Annotated in this window: 16 protein-coding genes; 7 read left to right on the top strand and 9 right to left on the bottom strand. The window is 34.4% G+C overall.

Features of this window, described 5'->3' with window-relative positions:
• Window positions 1–18: 18 nt before the first annotated feature.
• A complete protein-coding gene (locus ISU00_RS14590) occupies window positions 19–726 on the bottom strand; it encodes a DUF4488 domain-containing protein (protein ID WP_228851408.1) in 708 nt (235 codons plus the stop codon).
• A 150-nt stretch (window positions 727–876) separates the two neighbouring features.
• Window positions 877–1,275 (bottom strand): MotA/TolQ/ExbB proton channel family protein, encoded by a 399-nt coding sequence (locus ISU00_RS14585; protein WP_228851407.1) that lies wholly within the window; start codon window positions 1,273–1,275, stop codon window positions 877–879.
• Between the two features lie 216 nt (window positions 1,276–1,491).
• Here ISU00_RS14585 and ISU00_RS14580 point away from each other — a divergent pair, with 216 nt between their 5' ends.
• Together ISU00_RS14580 and ISU00_RS14575 are read left to right on the top strand one after the other, a co-directional pair.
• Window positions 1,492–2,541 (top strand): sensor histidine kinase, encoded by a 1,050-nt coding sequence (locus tag ISU00_RS14580; protein WP_228851406.1) that lies wholly within the window; start codon window positions 1,492–1,494, stop codon window positions 2,539–2,541.
• Window positions 2,538–3,254, top strand: coding sequence for a LytR/AlgR family response regulator transcription factor (locus tag ISU00_RS14575; RefSeq protein ID WP_228851405.1), 717 nt, complete (start codon window positions 2,538–2,540; stop codon window positions 3,252–3,254). Before ISU00_RS14580 ends, ISU00_RS14575 begins: the two co-directional genes overlap by 4 nt.
• Window positions 3,255–3,257: 3 nt before the next feature.
• Here the strand turns inward: ISU00_RS14575 and ISU00_RS14570 are convergent, their stop codons facing one another.
• A complete protein-coding gene (locus ISU00_RS14570) occupies window positions 3,258–3,437 on the bottom strand; it encodes a hypothetical protein (RefSeq protein ID WP_228851404.1) in 180 nt (59 codons plus the stop codon).
• A gap of 666 nt (window positions 3,438–4,103) precedes the next feature.
• On the opposite strand from ISU00_RS14570, the gene ISU00_RS14565 reads away from it, so the two are divergent.
• From ISU00_RS14565 to ISU00_RS14555, 3 genes are all read left to right on the top strand, one after another.
• Window positions 4,104–5,366: a putative DNA modification/repair radical SAM protein gene (locus tag ISU00_RS14565; RefSeq protein ID WP_228851403.1), complete on the top strand. Its 1,263-nt coding sequence runs from the start codon at window positions 4,104–4,106 to the stop codon at window positions 5,364–5,366.
• Entirely contained in the window at window positions 5,366–6,148 is a 783-nt protein-coding gene (locus ISU00_RS14560) for a TIGR03915 family putative DNA repair protein (RefSeq protein WP_228851402.1), read from the top strand. The genes ISU00_RS14565 and ISU00_RS14560 overlap by 1 nt, the downstream gene beginning before the upstream one ends.
• Before the next feature lie 111 nt (window positions 6,149–6,259).
• Window positions 6,260–7,276 carry a sugar kinase gene (locus ISU00_RS14555; protein ID WP_228851401.1) on the top strand — a complete coding sequence of 339 codons (1,017 nt, stop codon included), beginning with the start codon at window positions 6,260–6,262 and terminating at the stop codon, window positions 7,274–7,276.
• A gap of 14 nt (window positions 7,277–7,290) precedes the next feature.
• Here the strand turns inward: ISU00_RS14555 and ISU00_RS14550 are convergent, their stop codons facing one another.
• The 4 genes from ISU00_RS14550 to ISU00_RS14535 form a co-directional block, all read right to left on the bottom strand.
• On the bottom strand, window positions 7,291–7,443 hold the full coding sequence (locus ISU00_RS14550; RefSeq protein WP_228851400.1) for a DUF2256 domain-containing protein: 153 nt from the start codon (window positions 7,441–7,443) through the stop codon (window positions 7,291–7,293).
• Window positions 7,440–8,384: an FAD-binding domain-containing protein gene (locus ISU00_RS14545; protein ID WP_228851399.1), complete on the bottom strand. Its 945-nt coding sequence runs from the start codon at window positions 8,382–8,384 to the stop codon at window positions 7,440–7,442. The genes ISU00_RS14550 and ISU00_RS14545 overlap by 4 nt, the downstream gene beginning before the upstream one ends.
• A gap of 143 nt (window positions 8,385–8,527) precedes the next feature.
• Entirely contained in the window at window positions 8,528–8,797 is a 270-nt protein-coding gene (locus tag ISU00_RS14540) for a TIGR03643 family protein (RefSeq protein WP_228851398.1), read from the bottom strand.
• A gap of 125 nt (window positions 8,798–8,922) precedes the next feature.
• Window positions 8,923–10,965: an HD family phosphohydrolase gene (locus ISU00_RS14535; protein ID WP_228851397.1), complete on the bottom strand. Its 2,043-nt coding sequence runs from the start codon at window positions 10,963–10,965 to the stop codon at window positions 8,923–8,925.
• A gap of 145 nt (window positions 10,966–11,110) precedes the next feature.
• Here ISU00_RS14535 and ISU00_RS14530 point away from each other — a divergent pair, with 145 nt between their 5' ends.
• The gene (locus tag ISU00_RS14530; RefSeq protein ID WP_228851396.1) at window positions 11,111–12,286 is read left to right on the top strand and encodes an acetyl-CoA C-acyltransferase; all 1,176 of its coding nucleotides are present in this window, start codon (window positions 11,111–11,113) and stop codon (window positions 12,284–12,286) included.
• Between the two features lie 5 nt (window positions 12,287–12,291).
• A complete protein-coding gene (locus ISU00_RS14525; protein ID WP_228851395.1) occupies window positions 12,292–13,044 on the top strand; it encodes a C40 family peptidase in 753 nt (250 codons plus the stop codon).
• Window positions 13,045–13,100: 56 nt separating this feature from the next.
• On the opposite strand, the gene ISU00_RS14520 is transcribed toward ISU00_RS14525, so the two are convergent.
• Both ISU00_RS14520 and gyrA read right to left on the bottom strand, forming a co-directional pair.
• Window positions 13,101–14,375 carry a tetratricopeptide repeat protein gene (locus ISU00_RS14520; protein ID WP_228851394.1) on the bottom strand — a complete coding sequence of 425 codons (1,275 nt, stop codon included), beginning with the start codon at window positions 14,373–14,375 and terminating at the stop codon, window positions 13,101–13,103.
• A 27-nt stretch (window positions 14,376–14,402) separates the two neighbouring features.
• The gene (gene gyrA, locus ISU00_RS14515) at window positions 14,403–16,931 is read right to left on the bottom strand and encodes a DNA gyrase subunit A (RefSeq protein WP_228851393.1); all 2,529 of its coding nucleotides are present in this window, start codon (window positions 16,929–16,931) and stop codon (window positions 14,403–14,405) included.
• Window positions 16,932–16,984 lie beyond the last annotated feature (53 nt).

Raw genomic sequence — 16,984 nt, 5'->3', positions numbered from 1 at the left:
TTTAGTAAATGGTATGTTTTATTTGCGTTTGCTCCATATTTCATTTAATGGATCGCCTTTGCTTGAGAAACCGGTATGGTGCCAATTTCCATCCTTTAAATTGAAATCAAATTTCAAACTTGCCCCCACTCGAGAATCATCTCTGGAAAAGAATTTTATATTTTCTGTGTAAACTCCATCAACGGTTGTATAGTTGCCACCTCCAGTTCCCATAAATTCTTTTGTATCAGTATTATATGCAATCCATTGAAACCGTGTGCCAGATAAAATTTTCATTGTTTTTCTCGGAGTATCAGTATCTCTTAGTTGAAGCTTATCATTTACAACCCTCCCAGACATTAGCCAAGCTCCTTCCAGCTCTCCAGGTGTTCCATCATCTATACGTTTAAATTTCATATCCGTGCCAACAATCCCCATATTATCCCCTTCAATAAAAACTTCAAAACTTACGACTTCACCAACCATTTCAGGATTACCTGAGTTGAACTCAACTTTTTCAGTCATGATATTACCATCTAACTTCCAAGTACCACCATTTGTGCTTATAAACTTTCCTGTTTCAGAATTATAGGTCGCAAGAACCTGATAGCCCTCAGTAAAAATTACTACGCTAGTGTAATCTTCCCCTTCGGGAGTTGTGCTTTCCATTTCCCAAGCGCCGATAAAACTCTGACAATAACCTACAAGGGTAGTCAAAAGAGCGATGCAAAACCAAAGTTGTTTCATAATGATTTGTTGTGATTAATAGTGATTAGCCTTTTCATAAAGATAACATTTTGTTGTAATTAGAAAGGAATTGGGAAATTGAAGTAACTATTAAAATAAAAAAGCAAGCCTTTAGGCCTGCTTTAATTCTATAGAATATAAATTTTAGATTTATTCTTGCTTTTCAAATGGTCCTTTTAAAAGCCATCTAAGCACCAAAATTCCTATTCGGGAAATGACAAAGGAAAAAAGTCCGAAAGTTGCTGTTAGTAAGGAAACTTTAAGTCCGCCGGCAAAAATAGCAGGTTCGGGGTTACCAAGCGCCTCCACCGAATCAAAAGCAGAAATTAACCCTATAACAGAACCAAGAAATCCTACCACTAAACCTAATAGGCTAACATCAGAGGTTAGGCGAAGATATTTATTGGCAGTTTCAGGATTCTTTATACCTATGAATCCTTTTATTATAAAAAATATAGCTAGTAATAAGCATATAAGGATACATGACATAAAAAAAGGACCGCCTTCATAAAAGCGATCAATAAAAGGATTAGCAACTAATGTAAACATGGTGATTGAATTAAGTACAAACATAACTGTTGGTTTATTGATTAAATGGTAGGCAAACTTAAAATTCTAAAGGAAGTAAAATTTGAATTTGCGACAGATTACAATTTAAGGTTGCGATTTAACAAATAGCAGAATCCCCTGCTAATTTGGTTGTCTGTCTACAAAGCGTTACATAACCTATAAATTTATATTACTATTGCAGCTAAGATTTTGGCAATGAACAAAACAAAGGTCATATTAGAAAAGGTAGCCCAACTAATGTTGCACCTAATTTTTTGGTTGGCTGTGCTAATATTTTACACCTATTTTTTTGATGCCGGCAATAAGAGCTTTATTGAAACTCTTCAATTTTCTTTATTCTTAATGCCAATTACAATTGCAACTACCTACATTTCCATTTACAAATTGATTCCTAAGTACTTAATCAACAAAAGATACTTTCATTTCATTCTTTATAGCACATATACATTTATTATTTCCGCCTATTTGGTAATGGTTTCCATGTTTTTCAGTTTAATTTATTTATCAAATTTTCAATATGAAGACATGGCACCTGCAACCAAAAATGTCTTTTTTGTTTTAAGTGCAGTCTATCTGGTTACGTTTGTGGCAGGTTCAATAAAATTGGTGAAAATTAACTTGAATAACATAGAACAAAACGCCCTGCTCAAAACCAAAATACTTCAAACCCAACTGAGGTTAAAAGAACAGGAATTGAATTATTTAAAAATGCAAATACATCCGCATTTTTTGTTCAACACCTTAAACACGCTGTACGGATTTGCATTAAAAAAAGAGGATGAAACTCCAGAAATGATTTTAAAGCTATCTAATCTTTTAGATTATCTTCTTTACCAAACAGATAAACAAGAGGTGCTTTTAACAGAAGAAATAGCTCATATACAGGATTATATTTCCCTAGAAAAAATGAGATTTAATGAAACCCTAAAAGTGGTGATTAATACATCTATTGAGGATGAAAACCAAAAAATTGCTCCTATGCTGTTACTCCCATTTATAGAGAACAGTTTTAAACATGGAAAAATTAAAAATGGTTATTTAGACATATCAATTAATTTGGAGAATAATGTTGACAAATTAAATTTTAAAGTAGAAAATAGCGCGGATTCATTAGAAATTGAAAACAAAGGAATTGGTCTAGAAAATATTAGAAAACGTCTAGAACTTATTTATCCACATAAACATTCCTTAACAATAAAACCTAGTTCAACATCATTTGAAATCCAATTAACTTTAGATTTTTGAAAACAGAACAAATCATATCCTGTCTTATAGTAGACGATGAAAGTGTGGCTAGAGAAGTTATAGCTTCCCACCTTGCAAAAATTGCAAATATTAGAATTGTAGCGAGCTGTAAAAACGCTATGGAGGCTTTTTATTGGATAAATAATGAAACCATTGATCTATTGTTTTTGGATATTAATATGCCAGAATTATCAGGAATTTCATTCGCAAAGACAATAAATAAGGACATCAAAATAATATTTACCACGGCATATAGGGATTTTGCTGTTGAGGGCTTTGAGTTAAAAGCCGTTGATTATCTCTTAAAACCTATAGCTTTCGATAGATTATTGAAAGCGGTTAATAGGTATTTTGAAATTGTAAATTATACAGAAAAGCCTTTAACTCAACACCAGCAAAATATAGATTTTATCTTTGTAAGATCTGACAGAAAAATGATTAAAATTGACTTCGATTCGATTTTATATATAGAAAGTTTAAGTGATTATCTAAAAATTCATTTAGCAAACGAAATTATTGTAACACGTGAAACGATTAGTTCAATAGAGGCAAAACTGCCGCAAAATAATTTTATGCGTATTCATCGATCCTATATAATCTCGATACCTCATATTTCCATTTATACAAATGAATTTATTTCGATTCAAAAAGAATCTTTGCCAATTAGCAGAAGCTATAAAAAGGAAGTATTAGAACGTTTGGAAAATTTATAATGCCTAAGCCTTAAGTTGGTATATTTCCACCTGTGCTTCATCTTCTTCCTTTTTGTCAACTTGTTCAATCTTGAACGTTGGTAAATTATCTTTTAAATAAAATTTGAATGGAACTGGTACAATTGATGCAAGTATTATAAAAAACAGAAAGACACAGAACCGTAAATGACGTTTTAATTTCATTATTAGTTAATCGAAAATGTAAATGAATTTCTTCAAAAAGTAACTTGAAGAAAGAGAACGATTTAATCTAGTATGATTGAAGCTCTACATTAAGAATAAAGTGAGCGACTAATGGTAATATAGTAAAGGACTATATCATTCAATTTAGGTTTAAGATTTAGATAAAGTCCCTCTTGATTTAAACCTCGAATTGCCAATCGTTTATTATAGGATTTAATAAATGATGTATTATTGAAAGAAAGAAATTCCGAAACCTGCCTGACGCAAACTTTGGCTATCTTCTTTGCAAATGCATACTTTAGTATACTCTCATCTAGTTCACTTAATTTAAGGCATAATTCCGTTTGAAAAAGTTCAGTTTTTGGAAACTGCCAATTTACAGTGTCAATTGAAAAGTATATGTTCAATATGAAAAGAACACTTAACGCTTTAATCCAACGACGATCAGTGAACATAGAATTTAATCTTATGGATTTTAAATGTATTGATTTTCTTTAGTTAATGCAATAAAACATTTTCCCGTCTACCAGATTAATTTAATTAAAATTGCTACAAATAACGGTAAGGGGATATTACGCTTATTATAATATTTACAATAAAAATTGTAGGGTAAAGTTCAAACATTGTTTCTGACTTTTCCTCCATTCTAGAACTTATTTGTGCCCCATGTCTTTTGAACGCATTCGAGAAAAATTAACAATACTAGCAGATGCCGCAAAATATGATGTTTCATGTGCATCGAGCGGCAGTAAACGATCTAATACCACCAAAGGTTTAGGAAATTCTAGTGGCATGGGTATATGTCACTCTTATACTGAAGACAGTCGCTGCGTTTCTCTTTTGAAAATATTACTTACTAATTTTTGCATTTTCGATTGTGCATATTGTGTAACACGAAAAAGCAACGATATTAAAAGAGCTGCTTTTCAGGTGCAAGAGGTTGTGAATTTAACTATCAATTTTTACCGCAGAAATTATATCGAGGGCCTGTTTTTGAGTTCTGGAATTTTTAAGAATCCAGACTATACAATGGAACGTTTGGTTGCTGTTGCGAAAAAATTGCGATTGGAAGAAAATTTTAATGGCTATATACATTTAAAATCGATTCCGGGTGCCTCAGATGATCTTATGCGGGAAGCAGGTTTATATGCGGATCGGTTGAGTGTGAACATAGAAATTCCAACAGAAGCGGGTTTAAAAAGGTTAGCTCCAGATAAAAAACGGGAAGATTTTCTAAAACCGATGGAAAAGGTTAAGAATGAAATCATACAGTATAAATTAGAAAAGAAATTTATACGAAGGACACCACAATATGCTCCCGCTGGACAAAGCACCCAAATGATCGTGGGGGCCTCTGGTGAAAATGATTTTCAAATCATGCATGCATCTAATTTCTTTTATAAAAAGTTTAATTTAAAACGTGTTTATTACTCGGGATATATTCCTATCAGCTATGATCATAGATTGCCACAAATTGGTAGTGCCGTGCCAATGTTACGCGAAAATCGTCTATATCAGACAGATTGGTTAATGCGTTTCTATGGATTTGAAATTTCTGAAATCTTAAATCCTCAATACCAACATTTAGATTTAGAAATTGATCCCAAATTAGGTTGGGCTTTACGTAATCTTCATGAATTTCCTATAGATGTAAATAAAGCTGACAAACGAATGTTGCTACGTATTCCAGGCATCGGATTAAAATCGGTAAATAAGATTTTGCAGGCTAGGAAATATCGTCGATTAGGTTGGGATCATTTAAAGAAAATTGGTGTTGCACTAAATAGAGCCAGATACTTTATTACTTGTGACTCTGCCTATTTTGAAAAAAAGGATTATACCCCAGAACAATTGAAGTTTCAAATTCAAAAGGTTAGTGTATCCAAATACAATAAATCCTTGAGTAATCAGCTGGCATTATTTCAATAATGGATACACATTTACTACAATATGATGGAAGTTTTGACGGTTTCCTAACGGCAATTTTTGAAGTATTTGAACAACGATTGGAAAAGGTAATTATTCAAAAAAATAGTTTTCCTCAGACAAAATTGTTCGCACTTCCACAACAAGTTATTACAAACGAAACCAAAAGTACTAGGGTTTGGACAGGTTTAAGAAAGAAAGTCTCTACCACTACAATTAGCCATTTATATTATTCTTTTCTGAGTGAATTGCCAGAAATGGAAGGTCTCTTACTAGATTTTATTTGTAGAACATTTAGGTCTAATAAAAGTATTGCCTGTGATTATTCTGATCCTGTTGTGTTGAGAATCTCACAAATTTCAAGAATGGTAGGTAGGGAAAAACATCGAATGGAAGCTTTTGTGCGGTTTAGATTAACTAAAGATGGAATTTATTTCGCCAACATTGAACCAGATTTTGATGTACTTCCATTAATTTCAAAACACTTTCAAGATAGATATGCCGACCAAAAATGGCTGATTTATGACCTAAAAAGAAATTATGGGATTTATTATGATTTGTTAAAGGTTGATACAATTTGCTTAGAGTTAACAGATGATTTTGATGGAAGTAAGTCAGATTCAAAATATTTTTCTGATAAAGAAATTGATTTTCAAACTTTATGGAAGGATTATTTTGACACCACTAATATAGCTTCTAGGAAGAATATGAAGTTACATATTCGACATGTGCCTAAACGTTATTGGAAATATTTGAGTGAGAAACGACCAAACTTACCCTATTAATGGTTTGGAATATCCTTTTTCACTTAACTAAAACAAATTGTTTGTAAGAATTAAATTGTCAAAATGTAATTTGTAACTTTTGACAGGTTTACAATTATTACAGGATAAATTATGAATCAGCATAAGGTTGTTACGTTTGGAGAGGTTATGATGCGACTTTCGCCTCCTGGACATGCAATGTTTTCTCAAGCCAATCATTTAGATATGGTATTTGGGGGCGGTGAAGCTAATGTTGCGATTGCACTGGCCTATATGGGGCTTAATGCTTCTCACGTTACTCGATTTCCCGATAATTTATTAGGAAAAGCCGCAACCCAATTTTTAAAACACAATTGGGTAGACACTTCTTCAATTGTTTTTGGCGATGACATGATTGGACTCTATTTTCTAGAAAAGGGAGCCGTTCATCGACCGAGTCAAATTGTTTATGTTAGAAAAAATTCGGCTTTTGCTAAAATAACCGCAGAATCTATAGATTGGGAAAAAGCTTTAGAGGGTGCTTCATGGTTTCATTGGACGGGTATTACACCTGCTGTATCTATAGGAGCCATGGAAAGTGTCCATAAGGCTATTGAAACTGCTAACAATAAAGGGATCACTGTTTCAGTCGATGTTCATTCAAGAAAAAATATGTGGGATTATGGAAAAGCAGCTAAGGAGGTGATGCCGCATCTTATAGACCGGTGTGATATTGTTTTTGGTGGTGCCCATGATTTTCACGAATTGTTTGATATTGAATTATGTGGAGAGAAAGATGATCAATTCCAAGAAGCATCTATCGAGTTGATGAAGATGGTACCTCGAATTAAAAAGATCTTTGATAAAGAAAGGGAGTCTGTAAGTGCTTCCCACAATCGTATATCAGGTAGAATGTGGAATGGAAAAGAATTTTTTAAAACAGAAAAATTAGATGTTACCCACATAGTGGATAGGATAGGTACAGGCGATGCCTATGCTGCTGGTGTCATTTACGGTTTACTCCACTATCAGGATGATTTTGATGCTCTTAACTTTGGCAATTGCACTTGTGCTCTAAAGCATACAGTGGAAGGTGATGCCAATATGGTTTCGGCCGAAATGGTTAAAGATTTAATGAGTGGTGATACTTCAGGAAAAATTAGGCGATAATAGAATAGATATAGTTAGCTTTTAGTTGTATTCAATGATTTTGATTCACGGGAACATCGTTTACTGCAATATTTTACATTTTCCCAATCCCGTTCCCATTTTTTACGCCAAGTGAATGGTCTATGGCACACCAAGCATATTTTTGTTGGTAAATTGTTTTTCTTCAATTTTTTAGTTCTTTCTTGCACTTTTTCCAGAATGAATGAAAAGATGAAAAGTAACCCCTAACATTTGTCATCCATTCTCTTTCCTCCTCTATTCCTATATAATGGGTATTCAAAGGATGTTCCTTATAAATAATGTCTTTTATTGAAACTTCTTCCGCCAATTGCGTAAACTCGCCCACAAAAATTTTTAAATCTGGTATATTTTTAGCAAGACTTAGAGTAAAATCTATACATTTCAAACTTACTGGATTAGCTTTAAAAATTGAAGGCTCTAATAACAGAACACGCTGAAAATCTTCATGTTTATGCCATTCAGCATCGAGATTATAGTAATTGTAAATCAAAGTTTTTTTATTCTTAAACAGATTTGGCTTATCCACCTTAGGCAATTTTGTATGTAAAGCAATTAAAATGGTATCGAGTAGCGTTTTTGGTATTTCCAAATTTTCAAACTCTTCATAAGAAATATCTAGAAAAGTATTTTTTTGGGTACTATTAAAATACTTATTAATGTTTTCCTGATTTGCATAATATTTTTTGTTTGAAAAGGTCCCAGCAACCCATTGCCAACTCAATTGATTGCTAGCTATATCGCCATCTAGCAAATGATAGTACATCCACTTGGAAGGTTGGTGCCAATGCGATTGAGCAATATTGCAGCATATCGAAGCCACATACATCCGCATATGATTGTGCATATATCCTGTATCATACAATTCCTTTATTGCCTCATCTACTACCTGTATATGTGTATTGGCATCTACAACATTCTTAGGAATTAAATGATTGGATATTGGTTGTTGGACATTTTTTAAATCAGAATTTATGGCATCCCCTTTATTCAACCAAACCAATTGCCAATACTCTCGCCATGCTAATTCCTGGACAAGTTTTTCAATTACATTCCAAGGTTGACCTAATCCAGTCAAAAATTCATACACCTGTCTTGTAGAAATTACACCTCTAGAAATATATGGACTTAGATAAGTTAGAGCACCATCTCTATAGTTTCGGGTTTTTGCATACTCCTCTGGATTAATACTAGAAATACGCTCATGTATTTGATGAGGCTGTGTCGGAAAATCTATCGTTTAGAAATTTTATTATTAGAAATTAATCTTTGCTGATTAGATTTGAAACGCGTAATCTCATTACTCCTTTTATTCAAATGTTTACTGCTAATACCATTATTAATACGTTTTCTCCAAAGCTTAAATGAACTTGATTTTAATTCCTTTCTCATCAATTTAATGACATCGGATTCTGAAAGGCCAAACTGAATTTCAATAGCCTCGAATGGTGTTCTATCTTCCCATGCCATTTCAATAATTCTGTCTAATTCAATAGTTGTCATTAATAAAATGATAATATTTAAACACAATATATAAACTTTAAAATAAATCCAATACGCTGTTCATTTTGAGGTAATTTAATGGACCAAAAAAAGAATTTAAAATAAGATTATTCCTAACTTTTCATTTATTCTGGGTACTCAACCCTCAAATGGAATATATTGGCGAGCTTGGATTTTAAAACTTTCTTAATCACCTCTATTTCCTTAAAATTAATGTTTGCGTTTATAAATTGGTCATCTTCCATTTGCCTAGTAATTACACTTTCTACTAATTCATCAATCTTTCCTGAATTTATCTCGCGTAAACTTTTGGATGCTGCCTCAACACTGTCGCACATCATTAACAAAGCAGTTTCTCGACTAAAAGGTTTAGGTCCTGGGTATCTAAATTCTTCTTCCTTTGCGAATTGATCTATTTCCTTTTCTTTAATATAGAAATAATAGACCAAACTTGTACCATGATGGCTACGGATAAAATCAATGATACGATCCGGTAAATTGTACTTTTTTGCTATTTCTACTCCGTCAATCACATGACCTATAATTATGTCCGTACTCTCTCGTGGAGAAAGTTCGTCATGAGGATTAAGACCGGTTAATTGGTTTTCAGTAAAATAGGTAGGGTTTTCCATTTTACCTATATCGTGGTAAAGCGCTCCTACCCTAGCCAACATTGCATTTGCCCCTATTTCGTTTGCTGCTGCTTCAGCAAGATTTGCAACATTCAAAGAGTGATGAAACGTACCAGGGGCTAAGTTTGAAAGTTCTTTAAGAAGTTTAGAATTGGTATCAGAAAGTTCCAATAAAGAGACGTCTGACACTAAATCAAAGATCTTTTCATAAATGTAAATTAACGGCTGTACAAATAATGTAGCCAAACCACCTAAAATAAACATTCCAAATGTTTCGTAATTCATATTTGTTATGCTACCCTCATGAATTACGAAAAATGCAAAATATGCCAGTATATAAATTAGGGTAATTTGTCCGACAGAAATAAACAGATTAGCACGTTTGTATAATTCTGAAACAGTTAAAATCGTAACAATACCAGCAATTATCTGCAAGAACATATATTCCGAAGAATTAGGTACAATAAACCCTAAAAGCATTACTGTAAGCACATGAGTGAAAAGACCTAACCTTGCATCAAAAAATGCTTTCAATACGAGAGGAAGTACACATATAGGAACTACATAAACATATTTAGCGTTATAATTAACCACCAGCGTGGTTAATAAAACCATCAATAAGACATTAAAGAATATAAAGGTTACTTTGGTGTTGTTTTGAAAAACCTCTGTGCGATACTTTCTCATAAAAAGGAGTAGCATAAGTAATGCTAAAGCAACTAATAGAGAATAGGCTGCAATAACCAGATTATAATTTGAACTTGTCCAAACCTGAGACTCATATTCAGCCTCTAAAGATTTAAGTACCTCAAACTTGGCTTCATCAACAATTTCCCCTTTTGCTATAATAAGAGTTTCACGTTCTATACTTCCCCGATTTGGTGAAATGGTATTGAGTTGTTCCTGAATAATCTTTTCCGTCAGGGCTTCATTCAATTTAAGGTTGGGTTTGACCACATCAAAAAACAGGGAAACAAACTCAGCTTTATAGGCAGCATAACCAGCTTTTTCAATGGCGGCTTCTATACGTCTTCTTAAGTTTTCAGTTTTGGATAACTCTGAATAGGTGGTGGCATGAATTTGTTTTTGACCTTCTAAAACGATAATTTGTTTCTCAGGTGGGTAATTATAGTTTTCGTTAACCACACCATACTGATAAATCTCTTCAAGCAATTTCATGCCTAATTGATAAATCGTTTTGCTTTTGGGTATGGTATCCAGTACCGTTGTGCTAAATTTGGTTTCGTAAGCCCTAAAAACCCTATCCTCTACTAAAGTGTCGGTTTCAAAATATAGAGTGCTATTTTCGCGAATTTCTAAAGTTTCTGCATCAATCTCAGATGCAGATTTCCGAATTGCAAAGTCAAAAGGAGCATATAAGGTTTCAGATTGCCATGGTCTTCCCTTGTCGAAGGTATACTTAAATTTTCCACTCTTAGGAAACAGGTAAACAATTAAGAATGTGGTGCTAATAAATAAAAGTACCTTGTAAAGTAGTGTATGGTTTCGATACCACCTATTAACAAATTGGTTCATGTATCAACTTGAATTGGGTTTAAAAATAGTAAAAATAACTTGACTCTTTACTTGAAATTTAGAGTTATATCTGTTAGCGAAACCCTTATAATTACAAGCTTTTTTGTAAAAATTGCCTAATTTTGTAAAGATCAAAAATGAATTAATGAAAGAAGTTGTGATAGTATCTATGGCGCGTACGCCCATAGGAAGTTTTTTAGGAAAATTATCTACCATACCAGCCCCAAGGCTAGGTGCAATTGCAATTAAGGGTGCTTTAGAAAAAATTAATTTAGACCCTTCTGAAGTACATGAAGTATTAATGGGACATGTTGTTCAAGCGGGAGCTGGTCAGGCTCCAGCCCGTCAGGCTGCCATCTATGCAGGAATCCCAAATACCGTTCCTTGTACGACCGTGAATAAAGTATGTTCTAGTGGTATGAAAGCAGTTATGCAAGGAGCTCAGGCAATTGCTTTGGGTGATGCAGAAGTTGTTGTGGCCGGAGGGATGGAGAACATGAGTCTAATACCACATTATTACCATGCTAGAACTGGTAATAAATTTGGTCCTGCTACTTTAGTTGATGGCTTACAAGTGGATGGTTTAGTAGATGTATATGATCAAAACGCCATGGGTGTCTGTGCAGACGCATGTGCAGTTGAATATAATTTTTCCAGAGAAGACCAAGATGCATATGCCATTCAATCATATAAGCGCTCTGCAGAAGCCTGGGCTGCAGGGAAATTTAAAGACGAAATTGTCCCTGTTGAAGTTCCACAAAGACGAGGAGAGCCTTTAATTATTGATACAGACGAAGAATTTACCAATGTCATTTTAGAGAAAATTCCAAGCTTGCGACCAGCCTTTTCTAAGGATGGGACCGTAACAGCTGCCAATGCATCAACAATTAATGACGGGGCGGCAGCGATGGTTTTAATGAGTAAAGATAAAGCAACTGCCTTAGGATTGACTCCTTTGGTAACCATTTTGAGTTATGCTGATGCTGCTCAAGAACCAAAGTGGTTTACTACTGCACCCGCCAAAGCATTACCGAAGGCTTTGGCTAAAGCGAATATCGACATTTCAGAAATTGATTATTTTGAATTTAACGAGGCGTTTTCTGTTGTGGGGTTGGCAAACATTAAATTACTAGGCCTATCAGATGAGAATGTTAATGTGAATGGTGGAGCAGTTTCTTTAGGACATCCATTAGGATGCTCTGGAACTAGAATATTAATTACTTTAATAAGCGTTCTACACCAAAATAAAGCTAGCCTTGGTGCTGCTGCAATTTGCAATGGTGGTGGTGGTGCTTCTGCCATGGTTTTAAAACGCAATTAATTTAGATGCAGTTTGGCATTTGTAACCTAGGAGCTGTGGCAATGCGAGTTGAACCTAATCACACTTGCGAAATGCTTTCTCAGCTACTTTTTGGTGAGACTTTCAAAATTATCGATGAACGTAAACTCTGGTTTAAAATTAGATCATCATTGGATAATTATGAAGGTTGGATAAGTAAAGTACAATGCCAGGTAATTAAGGAGGAAGAATATGTTGGTCTAAATGAATTAAGTCCAACATATTCTTCTGATTTATTGGATTTTGTTACTGCAAAATCTTCGAGTGAATTATTAACTGTTCCCATGGGTTCTAATTTATCATGTTTGGAATTCCTGGGATATCAACATGACGGTAATTCAATCAATGGTATCCAACCCAAATCCCAAATTTTAAAAACAGCTTTTAACTATTTAAACTGTCCACACCAATGGGGAGGAAAATCCCCCTTGGGAATAGATTCATCCGGTTTCACTCAAATGGTTTATAGGCTTAATGGGGTATCACTTTTGAGAGATGCAAAACAACAGGCTTCCCAAGGAGAGGCTTTAAGCTTTATTGAAGAAAGCGAGCCTGGAGACCTCGCATTTTTTGACAATAATGAAGGTCAAATAGATCATGTAGGTATAATAATGGCAGATAATTATGTTATACATTCCTATGGCAAAGTAAGAATAGATCGGATTGATCATTCCGGTATTTACAATGCCGATATAAGAATGCACACGCATAAATTAAGAGTTATAAAAAAAATCTTCTAAATAAAAAAAGCTGCCAAAATTCTGACAGCTTATATAATTTGAGTGAAGAATTAAAATTATTGATTTTCCATTTCTTCAACCTTAGACTTCATTGCTTTAAACTTATCTGTTTCCCCAAGAGCACTATAAATGTTCATTAATGTACGTGCAGCACTGATGTTGTCAGGCTTCAATTCTAAAGTTTTTTCAAGATAAGGTATTGCATTTCTATAAAGATCTTCTCTTTCTTTCTTTAATTCATCGTAACGCTTATTGTCAGCGGCAGAATTACCAAGTCCATTCATTTCTTCGATGATGGATTCTTCTTTCCCTAAAGTAAGAACCGCCAAATTATTATAAGCATCGGCATACCCGGGGTCTAAAGCGATTGCTTTATTATAATATTTTTCTGCAGCAACAGCATCTCCAGATTCAGCAGCAATAACTCCTAAATTATATTGAAGTTCAGGGTTCTTAGGGTCTTTAGTAGTGGCTTCTTCCATTAATTTTTTGAATGCTTCCCTATTACCCATTTTAAGTTGAACATTTGCTTCTGTAAGAATAAGACTCAAATCATCAGGATTCTCGGCTCTTGCCGCTTTCATAGCTTCTATCGCTTTCTCATTTTTATCTTGAGATACATAAATTAGAGCTATGTTCTTAATAATTTCTGCCGACTTAGATTCAGTTTTCTTCTGTGAAGGAGCAATGTGTGTCCCTGCCTTAACAGAAATATCTCTCATGTTTTTATTATCGAAAGATTCTACTTCTCCAGTCTCCTTATTAGTAGCAACATAGTTTACACCAGCACCAGAGTATCCCAAATCTCTCAACTCTTCATACATTTTTAATGAAGTGTCATAGTCTTGGGCGGATACAGCAGTAGATGCTGCGTAGTATAGATACAATGTATCTTTTGGAGACATTCTATAAGCTTGATCAAAATAAACTGAAGACTTAGAATAATCTTTAGCCTCAAGAGCAGAATTTGCTTTAGTTAAAAAACTGGTTAACATTTCACCTTTGATGGTTTTAACATCCTCAGTATATTTGTTCTTACCAGATTCTTTTTCAACCTTTTCCACCATATTTAAACTTTCGATAGCCTTCGACATATCAGCGGCAGAAGCGGTTCCATTGGCATAATAAGCCTGACCTTTTAAGTAATAAAATTCTGCTTGTGTTTTATCATCAGCACTTGCTATCATTGGTTCAGCTTGGTTTACAGCTGTTTTTGCGTCAGCAAAATTACCTTGTTTTATCGCTTTGCTTGCAGATTTGAGTTCGTCTTTCTGTGCGAAAGTTAAAGAACCAACCAACATTGCTAAAGCAAGAATTGCTTGTTTTCTCATTTCAAGTTATCGTTTAGTGTTTAATGTTTATTCGTTTGCGCTATTATTATCAAGAGTTGTGCCATCTTCGAAATTTGAAGGCTCATCGGCCATATCTGCAGCATCCATTTCGTCATCATCATCTTTCATAACCTTAGCAACTGCGGCTATTTCATCATTATTCTTCAAATTAATAAGCCTCACACCTTGGGTTGCTCTTCCCATGACCCTCAAATCTGCCACTTCCATTCTAATGGCAATACCAGATTTATTGATAATCATAAGATCATCTTCATCAGATACATTTTTAATGGCAACTAGACTTCCTGTTTTATTTGTTATAGAAATTGTTTTAACGCCTTTTCCACCACGATTGGTAATTCTGTAATCGTCAAGGCTAGATCGCTTACCATATCCCTTTTCAGAAACTACAAGGATATCACTTTCCATATCATCCACAGCAACCATTCCGATCACTTCGTCATCATCGTTTGCCAATGTAATTCCTCTAACTCCGGAAGCATTTCTACCCATGGGTCGAGTTTTGGCTTCCTCAAATCGAATTGCTTTACCAGATTTTAAAGCTAACATTACTTGGCTTTCACCTGTAGTCAATTTAGCTTCTAACAATTCATCATCTTCGCGAATTGTTATTGCATTAATTCCATTAGTCCGTGGTCGTGAATACTGCTCTAAAGAAGTCTTTTTAACAGTACCTTTCTTGGTAGCCATGATAACATAATTGTTATTAATGTAATCCTCATCTTTTAAATCTTGAGTACAAATGAAGGCTTTCACCTTATCATCCTGTTCAATATTTATAAGATTTTGAATTGCCCTACCCTTGGATGTTCTACTCCCTTCTGGAATTTCATAAACCCGCATCCAGAAACATTTTCCTTTTTGGGTAAAGAACAACATGTATTGATGGTTAGTACCAACAAATAAATGTTCAAGGAAGTCCTCATTTCTAGTAGTAGAAGCCTTCTGGCCAACTCCACCCCTATTTTGAGTTTTATATTCTGATAAAGGAGTTCTTTTAATATAGCCAGCATGAGAAATGGTAATGACCACTTTTTCATCAGGTATCATATCTTCTATACTTAGATCTCCACCTGCATATTCTATTTTAGAGCGTCTCTCATCACCATATTTATTTTTAACCTCTAACAGCTCCTCTTTAATAATATCCATTCTACGATCTTTCTTATCTAATATATCTTTAAGATCCTCAATGGTTTTTAATAATTCTTCGTATTCTGAACGCAGTTTATCTTGTTCTAGACCCGTTAACTGTCTCAAACGCATTTCTACAATTGCCTTCGCTTGTATTTCAGACAATTCAAATCGTTCAATTAATTTTTCACGGGCTTCATCTGCGTTATTTGAAGCTCTAATTAAAGCGATAACTTCATCGATATTATCACTAGCAATTATTAACCCTTCAAGAATGTGAGCTCTTTCCTCTGCCTTCCTAAGTTCATATTGGGTTCTACGAACAACAACTTCGTGCCTATGCTCTACAAAATGGAGTATTAAATCTTTAAGATTCAATAGTTCTGGCCTACCATTAACCAAAGCAATATTATTCACACTGAAGGAAGATTGTAGAGCAGTATATTTAAATAAAGTATTTAAGACAATATTTGGTATCGCATCTTTTTTCAGGACATATACAACACGCATCCCGTTACGGTCCGATTCGTCACGAATTGTCGAAATACCTTCAATTTTCTTATCGTTAATTAAGTCGGCCGTTTTCTTAATCATGTCCGCCTTATTTACCTGATAAGGAATTTCATTTACAATGATACATTCTCGACCATTAACTTCTTCCACAGTAGCATTACCTCTGATGACAATTCTACCCCTTCCTGTCTTAAACGCCTCTAATACGCCGTCGTATCCATATATAATTCCGCCTGTAGGAAAATCAGGAGCTTTTATGTGCGAAACAAGTTCGTCAATCTCAATGTTATTATTTTCGATATATGCTATTGTCCCATCAACAACTTCTGAAAGATTATGAGGAGGCATATTAGTTGCCATACCTACTGCAATACCTGAGGCTCCATTAACCAATAAACTTGGTATCCTTGTAGGTAAAACAGTCGGTTCTTTTAAGGTATCATCAAAATTAAGCTTATGATCAACAGTGTCCTTGTCTATGTCAGCCAACATATCTTCGGAAATCTTACGCATTCTAGCCTCTGTATATCGCATTGCTGCAGGGCTATCACCATCTATAGATCCAAAATTTCCTTGTCCGTCTACCAACATATAACGCAAACTCCATTCCTGAGCCATACGAACCATAGTGTCATAAACTGAACTATCTCCATGTGGATGGTATTTACCTAAAACTTCACCTACAATTCTCGCTGATTTTTTATGAGCTGTGTTAGAACGAACTCCTAACTCATGCATGCCATACAGTACCCTACGATGAACAGGTTTTAATCCGTCTCTAACATCAGGTAATGCACGTGACACAATGACCGACATCGAATAATCGATGTAAGCCGATTTCATTTCATCCTCAATGTTGATTGGAATCAGTTTTTCTCCTTCTGCCATGTCTATTTTTTAGATTCTTTTTATTGATTTTCAAATCCCGCTAATATACGGCT

It is taken from the genome of Aegicerativicinus sediminis, from assembly GCF_015476115.1.
In the GTDB taxonomy this organism is placed as follows: domain Bacteria; phylum Bacteroidota; class Bacteroidia; order Flavobacteriales; family Flavobacteriaceae; genus Aegicerativicinus; species Aegicerativicinus sediminis.
Note: the sequence above shows the minus strand (reverse complement) of the source record. Positions and strands in the feature narration are given on the sequence as shown.